Source organism: Haloarcula nitratireducens (assembly GCF_019599505.1).
This window is the reverse complement of the sequence record NZ_RKLT01000041.1, coordinates 1-20527: the sequence shown is the minus strand read 5'-3', so window position 1 is coordinate 20527 and position 20527 is coordinate 1. Positions and strand designations below refer to the sequence as shown.

At 56.3% G+C, this 20527-nt stretch carries 20 protein-coding genes and 1 pseudogene; 12 read left to right on the top strand and 9 right to left on the bottom strand.

Annotation, left to right across the window (positions count from 1 at the left end; genetic code table 11):
- Window positions 1-212: pseudogene (locus EGH23_RS25230) on the bottom strand (DUF7342 family protein); the annotation flags it as partial.
- 244 nt (window positions 213-456) lie between these two features.
- Here EGH23_RS25230 and EGH23_RS25225 point away from each other — a divergent pair.
- The 10 genes from EGH23_RS25225 (at window position 457) to EGH23_RS25180 (ending at window position 10574) form a co-directional block, all read left to right on the top strand.
- Window positions 457-912 carry an SRPBCC family protein gene (locus EGH23_RS25225; protein WP_220582745.1) on the top strand — a complete coding sequence of 152 codons (456 nt, stop codon included), beginning with the start codon at window positions 457-459 and terminating at the stop codon, window positions 910-912.
- A 421-nt stretch (window positions 913-1333) separates the two neighbouring features.
- Complete coding sequence (locus tag EGH23_RS25220) at window positions 1334-2359, top strand: methyltransferase (RefSeq protein ID WP_220582744.1); 1026 nt, start codon at window positions 1334-1336, stop codon at window positions 2357-2359.
- Window positions 2360-2377: 18 nt separating this feature from the next.
- The gene (locus EGH23_RS25215) at window positions 2378-3247 is read left to right on the top strand and encodes a cupredoxin domain-containing protein (RefSeq protein WP_220582743.1); all 870 of its coding nucleotides are present in this window, start codon (window positions 2378-2380) and stop codon (window positions 3245-3247) included.
- A 36-nt stretch (window positions 3248-3283) separates the two neighbouring features.
- Window positions 3284-3676 carry a nuclear transport factor 2 family protein gene (locus tag EGH23_RS25210; RefSeq protein ID WP_220582742.1) on the top strand — a complete coding sequence of 131 codons (393 nt, stop codon included), beginning with the start codon at window positions 3284-3286 and terminating at the stop codon, window positions 3674-3676.
- 139 nt (window positions 3677-3815) lie between these two features.
- Entirely contained in the window at window positions 3816-4565 is a 750-nt protein-coding gene (locus tag EGH23_RS25205) for a helix-turn-helix domain-containing protein (RefSeq protein ID WP_220582741.1), read from the top strand.
- A gap of 61 nt (window positions 4566-4626) precedes the next feature.
- Window positions 4627-6981, top strand: a complete 2355-nt coding sequence (locus tag EGH23_RS25200; protein ID WP_220582740.1) for a heavy metal translocating P-type ATPase — start codon at window positions 4627-4629, stop codon at window positions 6979-6981.
- A gap of 514 nt (window positions 6982-7495) precedes the next feature.
- The gene (locus tag EGH23_RS25195) at window positions 7496-7951 is read left to right on the top strand and encodes an SRPBCC family protein (protein ID WP_220582739.1); all 456 of its coding nucleotides are present in this window, start codon (window positions 7496-7498) and stop codon (window positions 7949-7951) included.
- Window positions 7952-8504: 553 nt separating this feature from the next.
- The gene (gene merB / locus EGH23_RS25190) at window positions 8505-9179 is read left to right on the top strand and encodes an organomercurial lyase (RefSeq protein WP_220582738.1); all 675 of its coding nucleotides are present in this window, start codon (window positions 8505-8507) and stop codon (window positions 9177-9179) included.
- The gene (locus EGH23_RS25185; RefSeq protein WP_220582737.1) at window positions 9172-9864 is read left to right on the top strand and encodes a class I SAM-dependent methyltransferase; all 693 of its coding nucleotides are present in this window, start codon (window positions 9172-9174) and stop codon (window positions 9862-9864) included. The genes merB and EGH23_RS25185 overlap by 8 nt, the downstream gene beginning before the upstream one ends.
- A gap of 77 nt (window positions 9865-9941) precedes the next feature.
- Complete coding sequence (locus tag EGH23_RS25180; protein WP_220582736.1) at window positions 9942-10574, top strand: helix-turn-helix domain-containing protein; 633 nt, start codon at window positions 9942-9944, stop codon at window positions 10572-10574.
- 123 nt (window positions 10575-10697) lie between these two features.
- On the opposite strand, the gene EGH23_RS27160 is transcribed toward EGH23_RS25180, so the two are convergent.
- The 8 genes from EGH23_RS27160 to EGH23_RS25140 all read right to left on the bottom strand — a co-directional run bounded on the left by EGH23_RS27160 (window position 10698) and on the right by EGH23_RS25140 (window position 18384).
- Complete coding sequence (locus tag EGH23_RS27160; protein ID WP_220582735.1) at window positions 10698-11747, bottom strand: DUF4352 domain-containing protein; 1050 nt, start codon at window positions 11745-11747, stop codon at window positions 10698-10700.
- Window positions 11748-12204: 457 nt separating this feature from the next.
- On the bottom strand, window positions 12205-12963 hold the full coding sequence (locus tag EGH23_RS25170; protein ID WP_220582734.1) for a hypothetical protein: 759 nt from the start codon (window positions 12961-12963) through the stop codon (window positions 12205-12207).
- 142 nt (window positions 12964-13105) lie between these two features.
- Window positions 13106-14245, bottom strand: a complete 1140-nt coding sequence (locus EGH23_RS25165; protein WP_220582733.1) for a hypothetical protein — start codon at window positions 14243-14245, stop codon at window positions 13106-13108.
- A 463-nt stretch (window positions 14246-14708) separates the two neighbouring features.
- Complete coding sequence (locus EGH23_RS25160) at window positions 14709-14879, bottom strand: hypothetical protein (protein ID WP_220582732.1); 171 nt, start codon at window positions 14877-14879, stop codon at window positions 14709-14711.
- 3 nt (window positions 14880-14882) lie between these two features.
- On the bottom strand, window positions 14883-15095 hold the full coding sequence (locus tag EGH23_RS25155) for a hypothetical protein (RefSeq protein ID WP_220582731.1): 213 nt from the start codon (window positions 15093-15095) through the stop codon (window positions 14883-14885).
- Between the two features lie 321 nt (window positions 15096-15416).
- Window positions 15417-15776, bottom strand: a complete 360-nt coding sequence (locus EGH23_RS25150) for a hypothetical protein (protein WP_220582730.1) — start codon at window positions 15774-15776, stop codon at window positions 15417-15419.
- A gap of 247 nt (window positions 15777-16023) precedes the next feature.
- Window positions 16024-17301: a PD-(D/E)XK nuclease family protein gene (locus tag EGH23_RS25145; protein WP_220582746.1), complete on the bottom strand. Its 1278-nt coding sequence runs from the start codon at window positions 17299-17301 to the stop codon at window positions 16024-16026.
- A 195-nt stretch (window positions 17302-17496) separates the two neighbouring features.
- On the bottom strand, window positions 17497-18384 hold the full coding sequence (locus EGH23_RS25140; RefSeq protein WP_220582729.1) for a GIY-YIG nuclease family protein: 888 nt from the start codon (window positions 18382-18384) through the stop codon (window positions 17497-17499).
- A 129-nt stretch (window positions 18385-18513) separates the two neighbouring features.
- Between EGH23_RS25140 and EGH23_RS25135 the strand changes: the two genes are divergently transcribed.
- A complete protein-coding gene (locus tag EGH23_RS25135; protein ID WP_220582728.1) occupies window positions 18514-18696 on the top strand; it encodes a hypothetical protein in 183 nt (60 codons plus the stop codon).
- A 3-nt stretch (window positions 18697-18699) separates the two neighbouring features.
- Window positions 18700-20034 carry a restriction endonuclease gene (locus EGH23_RS27155; RefSeq protein WP_220582727.1) on the top strand — a complete coding sequence of 445 codons (1335 nt, stop codon included), beginning with the start codon at window positions 18700-18702 and terminating at the stop codon, window positions 20032-20034.
- The last annotated feature ends 493 nt before the right edge of the window (window positions 20035-20527 follow it).

The window sequence follows — 20527 nt, the reverse complement described above, 5'->3', positions numbered from 1 at the left end:
TGGCCATCGTATCGAGTGACGATTCCCAACTCGTCGAACCAGCCAAGGTACTTCCGGGCGGTCTTGGGGTCACAGTCGGCGCTGTCGGCGATCGCGCTCGCCGTCGTCGGCTCTCGGGTCTGCAGGATGGTGCCGTAGATGCGTTGTTCGACGTCGTCGCTACTGAACGCATCCTCGAAGGGGGGCGGACCATCGGCGTCTGTCTCGGACATACTCGGGATTGCAGGGTGAAGGATATAGTTCTTACTTCGGGGAATAATTTCCTGACTAGAGCACGTACTGGACGCTGCCTGGGTGACTTCGACGCGAGCGATTCTCCCGAAGGTATCTGAAGCGTAATGACACTGTCAGCCGCTGGCAACTTCTCAATTCGATATGGCCTGTAAGAGCACTTCCATCGCCTACCGGAGTGCTACGCGCAGCTATTTACCATGAGATAGCCATCATCTGTCTACGATGATATTAACAGAGACAACAGATGTGGGTGCGCCTCCAAAAGAAGTGTACCGGTTTTTCGAGGAGATGGCAGACAACTACGAACGGTGGCATCCTGATCACATCACGTTCCGCTGGACAGAGAAAGATGGGTTACAGCAGGGTGCAGAGGCCTATTTCGAAGAGCGAATTGCAGGCAAGGTACAGAAAAAGACGGTGCGGTTCGTCGCGGTCACTCCCGATCACTATTTGGAGTTCAAGCCGACAGCACTCCTGGTTGGGCTGCTCATGCCCCACATCAGCTTCACGATCGATGCTAGCCCGGCGGGCTGTGAGCTCACCCAGCGCATCAAAGTACGAACTGGACCGATCGGTGCGCGACTCAACAAGAGCGAATTCGACGCCGTCCGAAGACACATGCGAGAAGAGGGCGAGAATTTGAAATCCATACTCGAAACTGAGAGACGAGGTCCGTAGGCGACTTGCGACGCTCCGGAGCCTGCATCTGTCTGGCGAGTAGCGATTTAGCGAACTTCAGGAAACAACGACTGCCGATTCGGCCACGCTCTCACGAATACTCAGTGACTTAGCGAAGCAGGAACTCGTCAGTCGTCGGCTGGAAGACCGCCCCATCGCCACCTACTACGATCTGACCGAACAGGAGAAGCGCTCAACGACGTCTTTGTGGAATTTGAGGAGTGGATATTTGAGTACACCGCTGCGGAGAAGCCTGCTATGCTGGTAAAAAAGTAAGGTGTCGAGTCAGTCGGCGTGTAGTTTCAAGATGTTACTTGGTTAGATGGCTATCACCGACTTGTACACTTATCACAAAAATTATATTTCCGAGCGGGCACGATATTGTCAGTGTGGTCAGACGGACCACGGAGGCGGACAAGACATGCCAGACCACGGTCCGACACCCGAGCGGATCCTCGAGCTCGGCCAGGGGTTCTGGGCAGCGAAGGCCTTACTGAGCGCCACTACACTCGGTGTCTTCACAGAACTCGACCGTAACGGCCCCCAAACAGTCGAGGAGTTAGAGCGGACAATCGGCCTGCATCCACGGAGTTCTCAGGATTTCCTCGATGCACTTGTCGCGCTGGATCTGCTGGACCGCGACCACTACGAGTATCGCAACACCCCAGAAGCAGCGGCGTTCCTCGTTGAGGGGAAACCGACGTCCTTTGTCGGCTGGTTCGAGATGGTCAACGACCGACTGTACCCGTTCTGGGGGGACCTCGAGACCGCGTTGCAGACTGGCCGGCCACAGAACGAACTCGACGACGCGCAGACTCATCCCTTCGAGGGAGTCATCTACACCGACGACGAGATCCTCGAACAGTTTGTCGGTGCGATGACCAGCTTCAGTATGGCAGCTGCCGACGTCATCGCTCACGAGTTTCCCTGGGCGGACCACGACTCGGTTGTCGATCTCGGGACGAGTGAGGGCGTGGTGCCAACGCGTATCGCCGAAGTGAACGACCACGTCCATGCGATCGGTGCGGACCTCCCACGAATCGAACGGTACTTCCAGGACTACGTGGCGGAGAGTCCCGCTGCCGACCGTATCGAGTTCCGCACCGTTGACTTCTTCGCCGACGAGACGCTGCCCGCTGCGGACGTCTATATCCTCGGCCACATTCTCCACGATTGGTCGCACGACGAGACGCGAGCGATTCTCTCGAAGGTATTTGAGGCGGTGGCACCCGGCGGCGCTGTCGTCGTCTACGGGACGATGATCGACGAGGAACGTCGCGAGGCGACGTTGCCCTTGCTCATGAGCCTGAACATGCTCATCGAGACACCCGCGGGATCGGATTACACTGCTGGAGAGTGTATCGAATGGCTCCATCAGGCCGGCTTCGAGGGCGGGGAAGCAACACCGCTGCCCGGCCCCGAGACGATGGTTGTCGCCAGAAAATAGCACACGCATGGAATTCCAATGTCCCACGAGAGTCACACAGACGACGCCGACCGACGAACCGACTCGACGACTACCCGTAGTGCGACGGAGAGGGCCGCCGATCGGTCCCAAGCGATGCCTGATGTCGGACGCCGCGCAGTGTTGCACGCGCTCGGGCTCGGTGCCGCGATTACCGTTGGGAGTGGCGTCGGTGCAGCCGACCACGACGAGCCACATCCGCCGCGGATCGATTCCCACTACGGCTATGCGACGCCGGATGCCGACGCTGTGCCGGAGCGACTCGCGCCGGACCACACTGTCGAACTCCACGTCGGTGATCCGGTTCCCCAAGAACATGGCTTGCTGTTCCATTTCGAGCCGCCGGGGCTTGCTGTAGAGCCCGGCGACATCGTTCAGTTCAGTGTTACCACGCCGGACCACACGATCACAGCCTACCATCCGGCGCATGGGTACCAACGCCGAGTTCCTGCGGACGTCCCGCCGTTTTCCTCGCCGGTCGTCAGCGTCGGTGGAGCGTGGCTGTATCGGTTCGAGAAAGAGGGCCTATACGACCTCTTCTGTGCGCCCCATCATATCCTTGGGATGGCGATGCGCATTGTCGTCGGCGAGCTTCCAGACGACGATGTGCCCGTCTATGAGGATACGTTCAAGGGGAGCGAGGGGCCACCGCCACTATTGGCGCCCTTTAGCAAGCAGTTCCTCGAACACGAGCTCGAGCGGTTTAGTGCTGGCAACGAAGACTGTGAGTGGGTGTGGCTGACGCCACAGGAAGTGCTTGCCACGGACGCACTCGACCCGGCTGCGATTCAGGCCGACGATGGCACAGTTTCGTTCGACGAAGTTGTTGACGATATCGACCGGATTCCCGGGGGCCATTCACATGAGTAGTCACAGCTCGTTCATCGGTTCTGGGCGGGGGGCACAATGATTGCTAAAGCAGACCGCCTGACACCAGCGCAGATCGAAGCCGTATTGCGGGCGTTCGAAGACGGAGAGACGGCAACCGCTGCGGCGTTCTGGGCCGACGAGGGTGTGTTCATCGATCCGCAGTACCCTGACGCCAAGTACAGTGGGCCTGATGAGATCCGAAACGCGCTCGACTGGGCACTGGACCACATCGTCGAGGAACCTGGGCTCGCCGTTCGGAAGATCTGGGCCGACGACGACGAGACGTTTGCTGTGGAGGTCGACACACACCATCGGATGCACGACGGCACTACCGTCGATTTTCCACAAGTGTTCATTATCGAGGGCGACAACGGCCAGATTACGCGGTGGCAATCCTACTTACCATTCCCACCGCCATCCAGCGAGTAGGTGCTCGTTCGAACTGTGGTCGCTGCTACCGTTTTCTCTGTTCTCTCAGTAGGGCCGGTCGTCTCGTAGACCAAGCTCTTCTCGATGCGGGGCAGCACCGAGCCCACGTGTTATGGTCAGCGGACCCCTACATGTAGATATGCGTGAACTCGTCTTCGCCCTCGAATACGAACCTGGGTGCAACAGGGTAGCGGACGCTCTCGCCGACCACCCCGACGCCCGAGTCCGTTCGCTCTCACTGCACGCCACCGCTGAGCAGCTCTGGCGTGTTGATCACGCCACCGGAACGCCGGATGCACTCGATGCTATCGAGGATGCCTTCCTCACTAGCGACTACTACGCTGACTGTCTTGTCACCGCGGATTGTGGCGCTACACAGACGACCCGTGTCCTCGACCGGACGGACGACACGCTCGTCCTCTACTCTACCTGGGAACGCACTCCTACCTGCACATCCGTCCCCCACATTGCGCTCGACCATCTCGGCGACGGTGTATTGTTCGAGACACAGCACGAGGGCCGCCACTACACATGGCGACTCATCCACTCCGGCGAGGGCGACGTAGCTGCGTTCTTCGACGACCTTGGGGCGGCTGTTGGCGAGTGTGCCCAGATGGAGATGCTCCGCACCGCGGAGACGATGGCAGCGGCCGGACGACATGACGAGGCATCGAGTAACTTATCGCCCGAACAGGAGGCTGCACTCCAGGCAGCAGTCGAACATGGCTACTACGAGTCGCCACGCGAGGTCGATGTCAGTGAGTTGGCCGAGCATCTCGATGTGCCACGGTCGACGCTCACTTACCGGCTCCGTCGAGCCGAGGAGCAGCTGGCAAAACAGCATGTCACAGGCGGGCGAGTGACGGCGGAACCGCCAGCGTCGATCTGACGGCATACAGTTGGAATATTCCAACGAAGGCTTATCGAACTGAGTCCCCTCTTTTCGGGTAATGACAGCGAACACGGATACAGCGGATCAGACAAGTGGAGATGGCCAGCGACAGTCGGTAACTGCCCGTCTCGCCGTCCCCGAGATGGACTGTCCGTCATGCGCCCAGAAGGTCGACAAGGGTCTCCAGCGCGTCGACGGTATTATCGAGACCACACTCCAGCCGACCACCGGCACGGCCACCATCAGATACGACCCCGACCGCACCAGCGAGACCGATGTGGTCGCGGCAATCGAGGCCGCCGGCTACGAAGTTGTGGGGGGCTCAGACGACGAGACGGACGAGCCGGCCGCTGGCGTCGACATCGCGCCGCCGTCGGATGTCTGGACGAGTCCTCGGGCGAAGAAGACGTGGGTTGGGGCTGTGTTCGTCACGCTCGGCCTGCTCTTCGAATTCGGCCTCACGGGGCAGAATTTCGCAATCGCGAGCCTCCTCGATCATCCGCTGACCATCGCGGATATGCTGTTTCTCGGTGCCGTCGTCGCCAGTGGCTCCCCGGTCATCCGCGGAGGGTACTACTCGGCGAAAAATCGAAGCCTCGACATCGACCTGTTGATGGGGACGGCCATTATCGCTGCGACCGGCATCGGCTACTTCGTCGAAGCAGCGACGCTGGCTGTCCTCTTTAGCATCGCGGAACTACTCGAAGACTACGCGATGGACAGGGCCCGCGACTCGCTGCGCGAGCTGATGGAACTGTCACCCGACGAGGCCACTGTCAAGCGCGATGGCGAGGCGGTGACCATCCCAGCCGACGACGTGCAGGTCGGCGAGATAGTGGTCGTCCGACCCGGCGACAAGATCCCACTCGATGGCACGGTCGTTGACGGTACGAGCGCGGTCGACGAGTCGCCGATCACCGGCGAGAGCGTTCCCGTCGATAAGCGCGAGGGCGACGAGGTGTATGCCGGCGCGATCAACGAGGAGGGATACCTCGAAGTCGAAGTCACGTCGCTAGCATCGGAGTCGACGCTGTCGCAGATCATCGAGATGGTGCAGGGTGCGCAGGCGAAGAAAACTGATACCGAGCAGTTCGTCGACCGATTCTCCGGCTACTATACGCCCACTGTCGTCGTGTTGGCGATCCTGACTGCGGCCGTTCCGCCGCTCCTCATCGACGAGGCGATCACGGTCGGACTCGCGGGGCAGACATTTGTCTTCGGTAGTGGGTGGCAGACGTGGTTCATCCGCGGGCTCACGCTGTTGGTGATCGCCTGTCCGTGTGCGTTCGTCATCTCGACGCCGGTCTCCGTCGTCTCGGGGATTACCAGCGCCGCGAAGAATGGCGTGCTGATCAAGGGCGGCAACTACCTCGAAGCGATGGGTGAGGTTGATGTCGTCGCCCTCGATAAGACTGGGACGCTCACCAAAGGCGAACTCGCCGTCACTGACGTCGTGCCGGTTGACGACAATACCGAGACAGAGCTGCTTCGATACGCAGCCGGACTGGAGCAGCGGAGTGAACATCCGATTGCCGACGCGATTCTCGCCCACGCAACCGACAACGGCGTGGACGACCTCCCGGAGCCCGAGCGGTTTGAGAGTCTGACGGGGAAAGGGATCCGCGCCGAGATCGCCGGTGAAACCTACTACGCGGGCAAGCCCGCCCTCTTCGAGGAGCTGGGCTTCGACCTCACGCACGCTCATGGTGCGACCGACGGGGGAACGCCAGTCGAGGCGACGACGGTTCCCTCGTCGTTGTCCGCAGACACGCTCACGGCACTGGAGCGCGAGGGCAAGACGGTCGTCGTCGTCGGCACGGAAACGGCCCTCCTCGGCGTCGTCGCTATCGCCGATGAGGTGCGCCCGGCCTCGAAGCGGGCCGTCGAGCGACTCCACGAACTGGGCGTCGAGCATGTGGTACTGTTGACTGGGGATAACGAGGGCACCGCACGGGCGATCGCCGAGACGGTCGGTGTGGACGAGTACCGTGCCGAACTCCTCCCCGAAGAGAAGGTTACGGCCATCAACGCACTACAGACGGAGTATGGCGGGGTAGCGATGGTCGGCGATGGCATCAACGATGCGCCCGCGCTGGCGACCGCTGAGGTCGGCATTGCGATGGGGGCAGCGGGGACAGATACCGCGCTCGAAACTGCTGATATCGCCCTGATGGGCGATGATATCGGGAAGCTCCCGTACCTCTATGCGCTGTCGCACACGGCCAACGGCGTCATCCGGCAGAACATCGTCGTGAGTCTCGGTGTGAAGGCGCTGCTGGCCATCGGTGTGCCGATCGGCCTGGTCAGCGTCGCTGTTGCGGTCGTCATCGGCGACATGGGAATGAGCCTCGGCGTGACTGGCAACGCGCTGCGCCTGTCGCGAGTGAAGCCTGATCGGCTCTTCAGCGCCTGACCGGCTGTAGTGGGATTTCTCCATTCGCGCTCGGAGTGCTCCTAATGCGTGTTCTCATGGTCTGAGCTCGAAGCGCCGACACGTTCGTTGATACAAGCAACCATTTTGAGTGGCATCTGCGAATTGCCTGTCGACTGCCTCTGTTAGAGGAGGCTGTACATGACATCGGTGCCCAACAACTGGCGTCTCACAATGAGGGACCGACGAGTCAGTATCACAGAGAGATGCTGCTTCAACTCTGGACGTCATTTGCTGTGATATGTATACAGTATACAGATACAAGATATGTCTCTACCTCGCAAGAATGAGTCTGAAGTCGGCGACGACGAACCCGCTAAAATCAGTTGCAGATGATGGCGCTGTCAGTCGATGGCAACTTCTCATGCTGACCCCCCAGCGACCTGCAGATCGGGTGCCTGCCTTGCTACTTCGACACGACTTACAAGAGCGCTTGTAGTGTCTCCCGGGGTGTACGCGCAGCTATTTACCATGAGGTAGCCATCATCTGTCTACGATGATATTAAAAGAGACAACAGATGTGGGTGCGCCTCCAGAAGAAGTGTATCGGTTTTTCGAGGAGATGGAAGCAAACTACGAACGATGGCATCCCGATCACATCACGTTCCGCTGGACAAAGAAAAATGGGCTACAGCAAGGTGCAGAGGCCTATTTCGAAGAACGAATTGCAGGCAAGGTACAGAAAAAGACAGTGAGATTCGTCGCGGTCACTCCCGATCACTATCTGGAATTCAAGCCGACATCACTCCTGGTTGGTCTGCTCATGCCCCACATCAGCTTCACGATTGATGCCAGCCCAGAGGGCTGTGAGCTCACCCAGCGCATCAAAGTACGAACTGGACCGATCGGTGCGCGACTCAATAAGAGCGAATTCGACGCCGTCCGAACACACATGCGAGAAGAGGGCGAGAATTTGAACTCCATACTCGAAACGGAGAGTGAAGGTTCGTAGGCAGGAACCCAGAGTAATGACGCTGCACTATTCTGGGCAACCGGACGACGGAAGCCTCGGGTGGAGATGCGGAAACGATGGAAATGAGGGGGGTTCGATTAGTGCGCCAACAACATGCGAGAGGGGCGGCTTGTTCAGTAGTGGCTTGTCGAATTAGTGTGACTTCCTCCCACGACTACAGTCGTGGGCTTCCCGAGGTTCTTATGTTACTCCCGTCAATTCGGATGGTTGGGAATTTACGGTTTGTTGGACAGTCAGCCAATGGGAAAGCCACGTCCCCGTTACTCCTATCCCGCGAAGGACTTGGAGATGTCTGATTGTTTAACGACTGTCGGAGTGGTCGGCTTACGTTTTGATTTCGGCTACGAACCGTGGCAAACACCGAGTTAACTGCCAGTTCTCCACTCACACCACTCAATACGGTGGTTTGTGACTTAATAGGTCGGATTCATCCCACGACTGAAGTCGTGGGTTTTCTCCTTGAATCTCTATAAACCCGCCCGCATTATTGGGAGCAAGACCGAGGGTATAGCGTCCTGTGTGTCTAGCTGTGATGTGTCACCCAAATAGCGATACCACGACGGATGACGCCACCGACGGATGCTGTGATAGCACCGCACAGGACACTGCAGCCGACCGTGGTGCCGATTACTGGTTAGGCGAGGCGACGCTAGACCAGCAACTGCCCGCGGAGCTGCAAACGGCGCTTGGCCGCTTTGTCGGTGTCGAGTCGGTCGAGACACTCGCAGACTGGGCTGAACAGATCCGGCAGCAAGTCGGTGGTGGGGCTATCGACGTCGAGCAGCTCTGTCACACCGACGAGGACACTGTCCACTGGGGTGTCGTGGACGGCGAACGGTACTCCTTCCAGTGTTTCTACGATGCAGTCATCCTCGCTGCGCTAGAAGCCGAACCAGTTGCCCTCCACACCGTCAGCCCCGATGGCGTGGCTATCGAAGCCCACGTCGTGGAGAGCGAGGAACTCTCGGTCACCCCCGACACGGCTGTCTTCTCGCTTGGTATTGCGTCGGATGCTGGTGAACGGTCCGGCGGTACCCCGACGCTGCAGGACGGGTACGCTGCTATCTGTCCCTACGTCAAGGCCTTTCCTGATCGTGAGGCCTACGAAGCGTGGGCCGGCGACGTTCCTGCCGCGACCGTGGCGATGCCACTCTCGGGGGCAACAGCGTTCGCTCGAGCACTGACCAGGGAGGAGAACGATGGCTGAGCCAGACGACAGCAATGACGAGACGTCGACGACCATAGAGACCGAGCGGGGGTCCGTGCTCGCCGGTCATCGGTCCCACACGATCGCCGATGTGAAGGCAACCTATCGAGAGCAGGCTTCAATGATGGCCCGGATGGACTGGCTGAATCGGATACTTAGTGGCCGGTATCGCCGGGCGCTGTTTGGCGACGCCACCGGCCGCGTTCTTGATGTGGCCTGTGGTGTCGGGACCAACGCTCAGTACCTCGACCACGACACCGAGTACGTCGGCATCGATATCAGCGACGCTGTGCTGACAGCGGCGCGGCAGCGACTCGATAACACTCAGCGAGAGACAACATTGTACGAGATGGATGCACAGGATCTCGACTTTCCGGACGATAGCTTTGATACTGTGATCTCCTCGTTGTCGACGTGTACGTTCCCAGATCCAGTTGCGGCACTCTCGGAGATGGGGCGTGTCTGTGTACCCGAGGGTCGGATTCTTCTGTTGGAGCACGGCCGGAGTAGCGTCGGCCCCATTGCTCGGTTCCAGGACTGGCGGGCCGACGCTCACTTCGAGAAACACAACTGCCGATGGAATCAGGAGCCACTCGCTGTCGTCGGTGCGTCGCCGCTCCAGATTCGCGAGTCATCGTCCGCGGTCCTCGGGATGATCACTGCGATCGAAGCCAGTCCTGAGTGACGGCTGTGGGGATTCTTTTCTGACTGCCCAGTATACTGGGCACAACGCTGTAGTCGCTGTGCACTCGATTGTGAGGTATGCGAGAGGCAGAGGTGAGTATCACCGACGGAGAACTCGCGGCGATGGGGATTGACGACCTCTTTGCGATCGTTAGCGAGGCAGGGCTCCGCTCGTTCGAGGCGCTTGCCTGTCGCGGGAATGGGGCTGTTGTCCAAGTTGAAGTTGCAACGCGATGTGACGAGGCGGCACTTGCTGGGCTCGACTACGTGGATCAGGTCAACCATGTCACGGAACGAGATGATGCTCATGTGTACGTGATTTCCTTTACCGCGCCGGACCTGCCAGACAGTCTCGAAGCGACGGCTGCGGAGTTGGTCGGGACCTGTAATCCTGATGTCGATGAGGACGGTGCGACACTGTCGCTTGTCGGGCCACAGGAAACGATTGCGGGGCATCTTGCGGACTACGAACAAGCGGGTGTCTCGCCGACCCTGCAACGACTCGGTGAGTACGATAGCTCTGACGAGCTCCTCGACAGTCTGACCAGTCGCCAGCGGGAGGTCATCGAGACGGCGTGGGCAATGGGGTTCTACGAGGTTCCAAAGGACGTTTCGGCAACGGAGATCGCTATGGAATTGGAGCTTGATTCCTCAACTGTCAACGAACATCTCCAGCGGGCCGAACGGAACCTTCTGGAGCAGCTTTTCTGACTCTGATTGTATTCGGTATGTCAGATCCGTTTTGCTGCAACCCTTCCAACCCATTTGATGCGTCTGACGTCTATACTGAGGAACGAGTAGCTCGCTACTCAAATACTATAGTAGCAGCTCCCGCTATCGGAGTTCCCAGAACGCTTTATAGGAATCAGCGAGGTCTAAGAAGTCGAAAATGAAGTAGAGTGGTTCCACTCCCTCTTCGACTTGGAATGCGAGTTCGCCGCGTCGCGCTTCACCAGGCGCAATATCCGACCCCTGCTTGTAGCTTTGGTCGAGTGCGGACGACCCCATTGTGTCCGCAGTGTAGGAGAGACCAGTCCCCGTTTTGATACGCATCTGGAGAAGCGTTGAGACAGTGAGGGCCTCGTCGGTATTGTTTGTGATCTCGATGTCGGGAATGACATATTCGTTCCCTTCATCTGGTTGGGCCATTTCTCCAAGCTGTGACTCGGTTCGAACACCGTGAACGGTTGCTTTGACGCCGTTCTTCGAGGCTGAGTCACCTGGGGACAGAATATCCACGTCAAGATCCTGCGACAGGTTGGAGATGCTACTGGCTTCCTGTCCGAGGTTGATCACGACGCGTTCGAAGCTGAACAGGTCGAACGTACTGAAGTCAAACTGCATGTTCAACCCTTCGGCGTTCTTCGGCACTTCGTATACGACATCACCACGGGAGACTTCACCTGGTGCGAGTGAGCCTCCATCGAATGGATGAGCGGTGGCTCCAAATGTCGGGTCGTATACGGTATTCTCACTGTCTTTGAGGCGAGTCTGCCAGAAGCTGCTAAAGTCGATGAAGGAATCGCTGGTGTTTTTCACAGCGAGGCGAATCACGACGAACTCGTTGCCGTTTCCGGCTTCTTGGAATTCACCGAGTTGGGTCGTCGTCGAGGTTTCTCGGGCGACCATCGATAGATTGTCGCCTTCGACAACCTCCCCAAGTTTGACCGTCGCGCTTTGTGACCCTGCATCCTCTTCAGATGCAGCGTCATCATCCGATGCAGGCGTATCTGACACGCCGTCACCAGTTGTTGTAGCAGTATCTGTCGTACTGCCGTCGCTATCCGAGTTAGATGTATCTTCGCCGCCGGAACAGCCCGCGAGAGCCGCGAGTGTACCAAGCGCCACGAACCGTCTCCGAGAGAACTGACTTTCGTTGGACACTACATGATGAGAGACAAAGATAATACAGATAAATATAGTGGTATTTATATTACCTTAATAAAAAGTTGATAGAGATATTTTAAGTAGTATCGTAAATGGTACGTCGGGTAGCTAGGTGGTGAATACATGCAAAGTATAGGGCACATTTTGGGAAGCGCTTGGATATTTAAATACGGTTGTTCTGTCCGATTGGCGGAACAGTTCTTGGGAGAATGAACTTAAAAGGGCTATCGAGCAGTTAGTGACGGTGGTGCTGGCGCTTGAGCAAGGCGGTGGGTGGTATACCGCTGCCGAGGTACACTTCGTATTGATTGAAAACCGAGGATTATCGTGGCTCGCTTGAGGAGCGAGTACAGGCCTGCTGTCCGCTTTCAGGCTCACGATGACCTGATTCTGGGTCGATATAATCAGCTTTCTCAAACGACGCACCGTGCTTCAAATTCTTACGCTAGGGGCGCTACTCTACAACGGGATAGTACGTGTCCCCGTTAACGGCGTCAGGTATCGTCTCGTAGCTGTACGCGATTGACGCCCCAGCACGGCGGGCGAGAGCGAGCAGCGCTGTCGCCTTGTATGCGACACTGTTCCGTATAATATCCGCGTCCCGGAACCGACCGTGGCTCATGACGAGTTCGTGGACTCCGTAGGCGACCATCGCGTCGTTGTCCCAGTTGAGGTGTTGCACAATTCGGATGTAGGGCTCGTAGTGGTCCTTGCGTGCTGGAGTGCCAGTTGTCTCGAGATTTTGTCGGAGTGTTCGGACATGCTCGACAGTTGCGGTGTCGTCTACGAGCGTACTGCTCAATGCACGAGCAAGGTCGAGTTGCTGGGCAGTCTGTCGCTTGTCGAGTGTCTCGACGAACGATGCTGTCGTCCGCTCAAGCACTGTCGACACCGTGCGTTCGACATTGTGCCCGGCGAGTACGGCACTATACAGCCCTCTGATATACTCACGCCATGGGCCAGCAACAGCATCTGCTCGTGAACCGGTTTTGTATTTCGCTTCCCAATTGTCGTTAGCGGTGGCAATCCATGTCTGTGCGAGGGCTCGGAACCAGTCTCTGGCGGGTACGACTTCATCAAGTGCTAAGAGGCCGACCCCGATCGTACGGGCAGCGTGAGGATGGGCGGCTGCAGCGGCGTTGAGTCCGTTTGAGTCATCTAGGAGTTTCGCTCGTTTCTGCTCGACTACGTCTCGGATGGCGTGGTCGGTCATAGGTCCTGCACAGTGCCGGTCGGCTTCACCATCCTGTCCCTACTACTCAGCAGCATATGCAAGGGGGCGTGTAACGGAGCCGGTGGCTAGGTTGATGGGTGTCTGTTTCGATATTTGGGGGAATCTATAGCTCAGGAGTAGATTATGTTGTTACAAGTGAGGTGGCGGTTGACGCTATCTTCTGTTCGAGGTATCTCTCGAACCGCTCTCTGTCCTCTATCAGGAACGCTGGTCGGGAAGTTTCAGGTACCCCGTTTAACTTCGAAGTGATCCCCTGTTCGTGAAGATAGGTAAGCTCCTCGCTAACCGACTCGATGCCTACGTTACTATTTACATAGGCTAGCCGTTGCAGGTCAATGTGGAGATCTTTTCTTGAGTAAGACGATGCGCCACTGCCTGCATAGGATTTCAGTAACGGGTATAGTGAGGCAAATGCAGCGAGCTCTTTCTCTATGGACGGACAGTCGATATACGCGGTAATCGCGCCTGGTGCCCGCCAGTACGTAGTTGATGACTTCCCCGAGGTTGAGAACACCTGATCGGTAAACGCGAAGCCGATCGCTTCTAGCTGCTCAAATAAGGTGATTGCCTGCTTATGGAACGCTGGTACTTTGAGAAGTACCGATGCAAACAGTTCGGAGAATTGTTTCGCTAATTCCTCTTCGTGATCGGCTGCTACATCGAGTTCGTCATCATTGGTCGAGTTGGGGTTAACCACCCGCTCCAACTCCTCTCGTGAGAGCAACTCAGTGGTTTGGAACGTCTCAGTGCTTGTCAGCGTACTTGCGAGGGCAGCTACCCATGAGTCATCCCAAGCTTCGCTATAATCCGCCGCTGGAATCCTCAGATTCTTTGTCTTCCCGCCGATTCGTCCATATCGGGCACCACCAATCGCGACAACGAAGAGAAACTTATCCGAGAAGTCAGACAATATTCGCTCAAGCTCCTCTCTTTGTTCGGTTAGTCGACTCTGAGAGATGTGGTCCCCGACCTCTGCTGCTTCATCAGTTAGTGTATAGCTGTACACACGATTTTCCTTACTTCCAGTCGCGCTCTGGGTTACGAGACTGAGGTCCGTGAGATACGTGAGATGGGGATGGTCCCAGAGCTGATTCCCACCGCGAACTACGTTGCCTGCTCCATCATGATGTGGTGTGCCTCGCTGATACGCTTTCCTGCCGCCACAGCAGTACATTTCGAATAGTGGATCATAGACACAAGCCTTCTCAATCCCCATTGACTCTAGTTCTCGCTCTAGGTTTGCTGCTGGTGACCCATTCATGATAACTGGTCTGTACGTCCACTAGGTAAGTATAAGCCGACTGCTGCTGGTCTGATTCAGCGAACACCAGCTATACTGGGGATTAGATGGCTCTATACTTCGCGTCTGGTGGTGTGTTTTGATTAGCAATCGGAGATAGAGTTTTGTTTCTCGATATTATGCCCAACTGGGGGGTTAGATGTGGACAGTACTAGCCTACGTCGGCACCGGTGATTCGCTCGATACGGAGAGCATCCAGACGGTTCAAACTAAGTGATGGATATTAGGGGCACAGCTCAAGATATCGACGACCTGCTCTCGGAGATTTAAACGGATGTCACTAGTCACCTCGATCAGATCACTGTTGAACTCAGTCAGATCGGAAGCGAGGACGAACTCCCGCAAATCAAGAGTAGTGGTTGACGGAATTGTTATCATTGCCGAAGCGACAACCGACGACAGTGCTAGTCGGAGTAATCAGCAGTCACTGAGAGACGATATCGTCGCTGTTCTCAACTGCCTCTTTCCGTCTGAATCGCTCTTTGACTCTGGCCCAGGTAGCACTAGCGACAGCAGCACCGGCAGTGAGTGCAATCTCTTTTCCAGCTTCTTTTAGTAGAAATTTGACGCCGCTTTTGAGGATAGCTCTAACCATTATTCACTTTCCAAATATCTTGTTTACGGCGTTCTTCGCAGCTTCTTCTATATGTGGCTGGGCAGTATCGATTGTTTCCTTCACTGTCTCACGAGCAGCCTCTTTTCCACCCTCTTTTGCTGCATCCTTCATTTCCTCGCCAACCTCTTTTCCGACCTCGACTGCAATTTTCGAGGCCTGTTCTCCGATTTGCTTTCCAATGTCTCGTTTGGCCATCTGAACTGGTTTCATAGTTGCCTGCTGATAACTATTGTTGTATATTTATCAAATCAGATATTTTGAGCGTTCTGTATTCAGGTTCATTGTTCCGATACTGGATTACACATTCAGTTGCTAGAAGGTGGATATAACCCACCCTTGGTGGCGGTTTTATATATCAGAGATCGTCAATGATATCGTCAGAGTGGGCCTCGGAGATAACTAGGACTGTCGTCAGAAACCGAAGCAACATCTAGTGCTGTGATGAGTGCTTGGGAGTTCGAGGCGACCAACTCTTTGATCTCTTTGGTTGCTGTCCCGATAGCGGATGCGAGTGGCTTACTGCACAGCCGTTCTATCCGCTCGTGACACAGTCGCGTGATCAATTGACTCACCACCGATCAGTAATTCAATAGCGTACCCATCGCCGGTCCCATTGGGCTGGACGATGAGTGTCCCAATCCCATCGTCGACCACGGCAGTAAACCCGAATCGGCCCGGCTCAACGTTTGCTGTTGTTACTTTCTGGGCTGTCTCGACAGCGTATACTGGAAGCGTTCGACAGTCATCGAGTGCGTGAAAGTCCACGACGATATCGTCAGGCTCGGCTCCAAAGTTGGGGCGGTACTCTGTGACGACACCACGGCCGTACTTTGGGTGCGTTACTTCAACGCCATCTTCCACAGCGGATTCTTTCATGCCTCTGACTCGACTGTTATCTGTGAAATAGTTTTGCTGGGCTGTACTGTTTAGGCAACGTTCTGTATGTCATCGGTCGACAGCAGGGACAGTCGACATCCATCGTAGTACTAGATATTGGTACTGATAGAACGTCACTGAGGCAGGCCAGTTTTCAAATATCGGTGGCTGGTGGGTTCGTCCCGGAGTGAATACACAGCCACACGAGTGCAAGCCGACGTCTTCCTTCAGGAACGTACGTGCTACGTTACGAACTGTACTCTTCAACCGCGTCCTCGAAGGTATCGCTGAGGAGGCCAATCAAGTCCGGATTGTCGACGATGAGGTCGACGAACGCCTCGTGCAGGGCTGCGGTATAGGCATCGAAGAAGTTCTCGTAGCTGGCTACCGGAATATCGTACGTAGCCGTGATCATGGTGAGTTTGTTCCCCGTTAGTGTTCCCGCAGTGTCTGCGACATGCCGCCCGATGTCTGCCTTTCTAGCGTTGAACTGCTCCTCATAGATGGTCTTGAACGCCGTGGGGTTCGACCCCATATTCCGGAAATTGAACTGCAGCTGGTGGTCCTGAACTGCGTCGCTTCGATGCTTCTCCATCCGATGGTAGAACCCAATGCGGAGGTCGTTTCGGTCATCTGCTCGGGTTGTCAGTGGTTCAAGCGTGTCTTCGTGTCTGTACCAGCCATGCCGATGGAGGTGTTGCCAGTCACCGCCGTTCGCCCGGAGAATCCAGTCTTCGTCCTCAGCGTTAGCTCGCGGGACGGTGACCTGGGGATACTCGTCGCTGTCTGTCCTGTGGACATTGATCGCTGTCGCTTCCGCAAGTGACGTGGCCAGCTCTTCATCCCATTGTTCGCTGTACGATTCCCAGGCGTCGTCGAACGTCGAACTGACGTCCTCGATCGCGTCGACGTGTTCGAGATACAGTTCGACCTTCTCTTCGTCCGATGTTTGCTCGTCACTCATGTTAGTAATGTTCGCGAGGTCGTCTCGAAGATCGTGTAGTTGCACGGCGGTCCGCTGCGGATAGCGAGGGGCGTGCTCTCTAATGAGTTCGTCGAGCACATCAGCAACGAATGTTTGCCACGTCCAGTTATCGAAATCACGGCTGCTGGCCTCCGGTTCACCGTGCTGGTAGAGATAAAGGTAGTATTGGCTCGATGCGTACTGATCGGTCTGTTCGTCTCCGATTGTCGGTGCCTCAGCATAGAATTTCGTGCCTGTCTCTTCGGCCGAGAACTTCAGTTCGATGAGGAGGACCCATTCCTCAGGGATATCGAGAACCAGATCGGCATAGCCTGTGTCCTCCCCGTTTTCGACGAGAACCTGTTGGTTCACTCGGACGCTCCCGAGGTCGTAGGTGTCCTCGTCAAAGTGGGCTGTCTCCGGGAGACCACTGAGGAACGTTTGGAGAAAGTCGTCGCCCATTCCGTGGGGATTGTCCGGGTCGAGGAAGTAACACAGCAGGCGATTGATATACACTTCGGCCCGCTGTTGCTTGCCCAGTCCATACTCGATGACGTCCATCGTTGATCGGGGCTTGTCGGGGGTCTCGGTGATCGTTTTCCACTGTTGACTCAGCCGTTCGAGTTCGCTGGCGTAGGTCTGGTCAGAGTTACTCACGCGAGTCACTTCCGGGAGACTGCGTTCCGGACCATCATGAATGTCGGGCTCAAAGTTGGCACGAGTATGTCTGCGGCGATTCCTCGACCTGTATGAAATTTATTCTGCGTATCCAAAGGATTCGCCCGAGACAGTCAGTTCCGTTGCACGACGACGCTCCTCACTGCGTGCGGTCATCTCAGTCTGATACCACGACACGTCTACTAAGGCCTGTGGAGAAAATAGATTGGTGAACTTTGCCCCTCCCGAATCGGCACCGCTAACGTGCTGACGAATCCTGGTCGGGACATCAGACGCGTATCCTACGTAGTAGAGTCGTTCACCCCGATTCAATGCCGCGGCGGCCTTCTCTATTTTCGTCAGTGATTGGCCAGTATTCGACTTCTGGGATACGTCTTGGCGAAGGGAGCTCACCCGGAAATCCTCATCTTCACCGATGGGCGGCGTACAGTCGAGAACGTAGACCCCATGTTCACCAGCACTGGTAGTGCGACGCTCGACGATCCACGTATACAGAGCGTAGTTATCGAAGTCTGCTGCCGGGAGTGTGTCGTCGAACGGGGAATCAGAAACGTTGGTTCGCTCTGGTGCGGTACCCGATTGCTCTGACTTGGGATCCCGATCCTGTGTACTGGTATCGGTCTGGCGAATTGCGACAATGAGTTCGGCGATGACTTGCTTGTTTAAGCTCGTGATGCCGTCATGTTCCGGACGATCGACACGCTCTGACAGACTCATTCTGAGCGCCGTAGCCAACTGTTTCTTATTACTCCACGAGGGCGAGTAGTTCTCGTGGGATTGAACCTTCTCGAATGGACCCTGTTTCGGTTCAATCTGCCCAAAGCAGGCGGTCATGAGATCGTTCCGGAGCGAATTCGTTATCTGCCTGTTGTAGATTCCGTCTAGTTCATCTGCAAGTGACTGCTTGAGTTGGCTCTTGTCTTGTGCCTTGAGTTTGCGTACCTGATGGCGAGTGTTGTCTTGCATCCTCTATTCTAGTCCTATCTACTGAGATACAAATAATAAGAGAGACACTAACGTAACATCAGTTGTCGAGTTCGTTTGAACCATACTAGTAAACGCCTCCATGAATTGCTTCTCCACTGCTAAGGAGGAGTGGATCGCTATTGGCTTTTGAAGGTGGAAATAGCGATGCTTGGAGAGTTGTACCGACAAAACGGAATGACGAGGCCGGATAGATATGATCTCTTCAGTGAGAAACTCAATCTCGATATCAAGATTGGGTTCCCAACAGTGGTGATCAGCGGTTTTATTCCGCTGATAGTGCTGGTGGGCTAGCACGTGGTTGGCATCGTCATTATCACGGCGAGCAGAGACGACGTCTATCAGGATTATCTGCGGACTGTCAAAGAAGGGCTCGACCTTGCCGAGCTAACCGAGTATCTGCCGGACGACTTTACCGCCCGAGCCGACGACGACGAATCGGTGCGGCTCTGGGGCACCTCGGTCGTCCATACGTGGCAGAAGGTCGAACACGGAGATATCGCGCTCTTCTATCACGACGGCCGATTCGTCGGACAGGCGCGTGTACTGTCGACGCGAGAAGATCCCGCTCTGGCTACGCATCTATTCGATATCGACGGAGACCCACAAGACTCAGAGACGAGGTGGGAGTATCTCACCTTCTTCACCGATTTCGAAGAGATCGACGTCGAGCTTGCAGACTTCAACGATCTCGTTGGGTACAACCCTGATTTCTACCCGCAGGGCTTTACGCGGGTCGCCGACACGCGACTTGACCGGCTAGAACGTGAGTATGATTCCGTCGAGACGGCCATCACCGAGCTGACCGACGTCGGCTCGAAAGTGCATACTGTCGACGATGATGACGACGAGAGTGAGGATGATCACGACCCAGTGGCAGCCAAGTCGTTCACCCAGCAGCTAGTTACGGCAAGTACGAACGGTGACGAGCCTGCCCAGTTCGAGCAGTTGGTCGCGAACGCCTTTGCACGGATCGGCTTCGACGCTCAGTGGGTCGAAGGTGGTGACGATACCGACGTCCAGCTCACGAGTCCGGCAAGCGCTGTGGTCGAAGTGAAGGCCCGTGGCAACGGTCGGTTGCAGTCGCCCGACGGGACTCGTATTCAGGGCCATCAAGAGGCGCGTGGCGCTGATCATGCGGTCGTCGTGGCGCCTGGGTTCACACCAGCGGCCATCGAGGATGCCAACCGCAGTGGGTTGGTGTTACTGACGGCTGAGCGGTTGGCAGCATTGGTGGAGCGGGCTGAGACGTACGGCGTGGTGCCCGAGTCGATTGCAGACGTGTTGTTCGAGCCTGGGGCATTTCAGGACGATCGGTTGGACGAGGTCGACGATCTAATCGGGGAGCGGAAAGGGGCTGCCGAGCAGTTGGTCGCGGTGTTAGAGGCCCTTGAGCGAGGTGGTGGGTGGCATACGGCTTCTGAGGTCCATTATGTGTTGGTCGGGATGTTGGACACGGAAGTGCCTGATACGGATGCGATTGAGCAGTCACTCGTGTTGTTAGCTCATCCGAGTCTCGGGGTTGTTGAACGTGGTGAGCAGGGATACCGGTTGGTGACGTCGGCCGAGAACGGCATTGATGTATTGCGGCAGTTTGGGGGCTTGATCGAAGGGGTTCGAACGGACGAATAGTAAGCGGACTCCCTCAAATCAGCTATTCTCCTCACCAAGAAAAGCTTCCACTTTCTTAGCGAGTTGCGCAGCCTCGAATGCAGTATCCCCTCGGCAGGTGATTTGTATAACCCGAGCGACCACCCTGAAGATCATCGCCGTCGGCTCTTACATCGCTACTCGATACGCCAACAGCATCTGCTAGTTCGTCCACTTCGATATCCCCAGCGGGAATGTCGTAGATCTCGACTTTGTCGTATCTGGTACCTTCAAAAGCATCTCCGGTCAGCGGCCCCTCTCGTCGGAGCTTCATCACGGGTAGTGGGAAAGTTTCGTGTCTTGGATCACGGGCACACGAGCCTCGCGGGTGGCCCCACTCACTACAGGTCTATCGTAGTCGTTAGAAGTAATTACTCACTTTTGGAAGAGATAGCTGGTCGAGAGCAGTGTCGATTGCCGAGGTTAGTTCATCAAGCGAGTCAAAGAATCGGTTGCTAAGAGCGTCTTGGAGTTG

Excerpts from the sequence above, each read along its gene's own strand:
- EGH23_RS25225 (WP_220582745.1), top strand. The coding sequence starts at position 457 with ATGATATTAACAGAGACAACAGATGTGGGTGCGCCTCCAAAAGAAGTG.
- EGH23_RS25220 (WP_220582744.1), top strand. The coding sequence starts at position 1,334 with ATGCCAGACCACGGTCCGACACCCGAGCGGATCCTCGAGCTCGGCCAG.
- EGH23_RS25215 (WP_220582743.1), top strand. The coding sequence starts at position 2,378 with ATGTCCCACGAGAGTCACACAGACGACGCCGACCGACGAACCGACTCG.
- EGH23_RS25210 (WP_220582742.1), top strand. The coding sequence starts at position 3,284 with ATGATTGCTAAAGCAGACCGCCTGACACCAGCGCAGATCGAAGCCGTA.
- EGH23_RS25205 (WP_220582741.1), top strand. The coding sequence starts at position 3,816 with ATGCGTGAACTCGTCTTCGCCCTCGAATACGAACCTGGGTGCAACAGG.
- EGH23_RS25200 (WP_220582740.1), top strand. The coding sequence starts at position 4,627 with ATGACAGCGAACACGGATACAGCGGATCAGACAAGTGGAGATGGCCAG.
- EGH23_RS25195 (WP_220582739.1), top strand. The coding sequence starts at position 7,496 with ATGATATTAAAAGAGACAACAGATGTGGGTGCGCCTCCAGAAGAAGTG.
- merB (WP_220582738.1), top strand. The coding sequence starts at position 8,505 with ATGTGTCACCCAAATAGCGATACCACGACGGATGACGCCACCGACGGA.
- EGH23_RS25185 (WP_220582737.1), top strand. The coding sequence starts at position 9,172 with ATGGCTGAGCCAGACGACAGCAATGACGAGACGTCGACGACCATAGAG.
- EGH23_RS25180 (WP_220582736.1), top strand. The coding sequence starts at position 9,942 with ATGCGAGAGGCAGAGGTGAGTATCACCGACGGAGAACTCGCGGCGATG.
- EGH23_RS25170 (WP_220582734.1), bottom strand. The coding sequence starts at position 12,963 with ATGACCGACCACGCCATCCGAGACGTAGTCGAGCAGAAACGAGCGAAA.
- EGH23_RS25165 (WP_220582733.1), bottom strand. The coding sequence starts at position 14,245 with ATGAATGGGTCACCAGCAGCAAACCTAGAGCGAGAACTAGAGTCAATG.
- EGH23_RS25160 (WP_220582732.1), bottom strand. The coding sequence starts at position 14,879 with ATGGTTAGAGCTATCCTCAAAAGCGGCGTCAAATTTCTACTAAAAGAA.
- EGH23_RS25155 (WP_220582731.1), bottom strand. The coding sequence starts at position 15,095 with ATGGCCAAACGAGACATTGGAAAGCAAATCGGAGAACAGGCCTCGAAA.
- EGH23_RS25150 (WP_220582730.1), bottom strand. The coding sequence starts at position 15,776 with ATGAAAGAATCCGCTGTGGAAGATGGCGTTGAAGTAACGCACCCAAAG.
- EGH23_RS25145 (WP_220582746.1), bottom strand. The coding sequence starts at position 17,301 with ATGGACGTCATCGAGTATGGACTGGGCAAGCAACAGCGGGCCGAAGTG.
- EGH23_RS25140 (WP_220582729.1), bottom strand. The coding sequence starts at position 18,384 with ATGCAAGACAACACTCGCCATCAGGTACGCAAACTCAAGGCACAAGAC.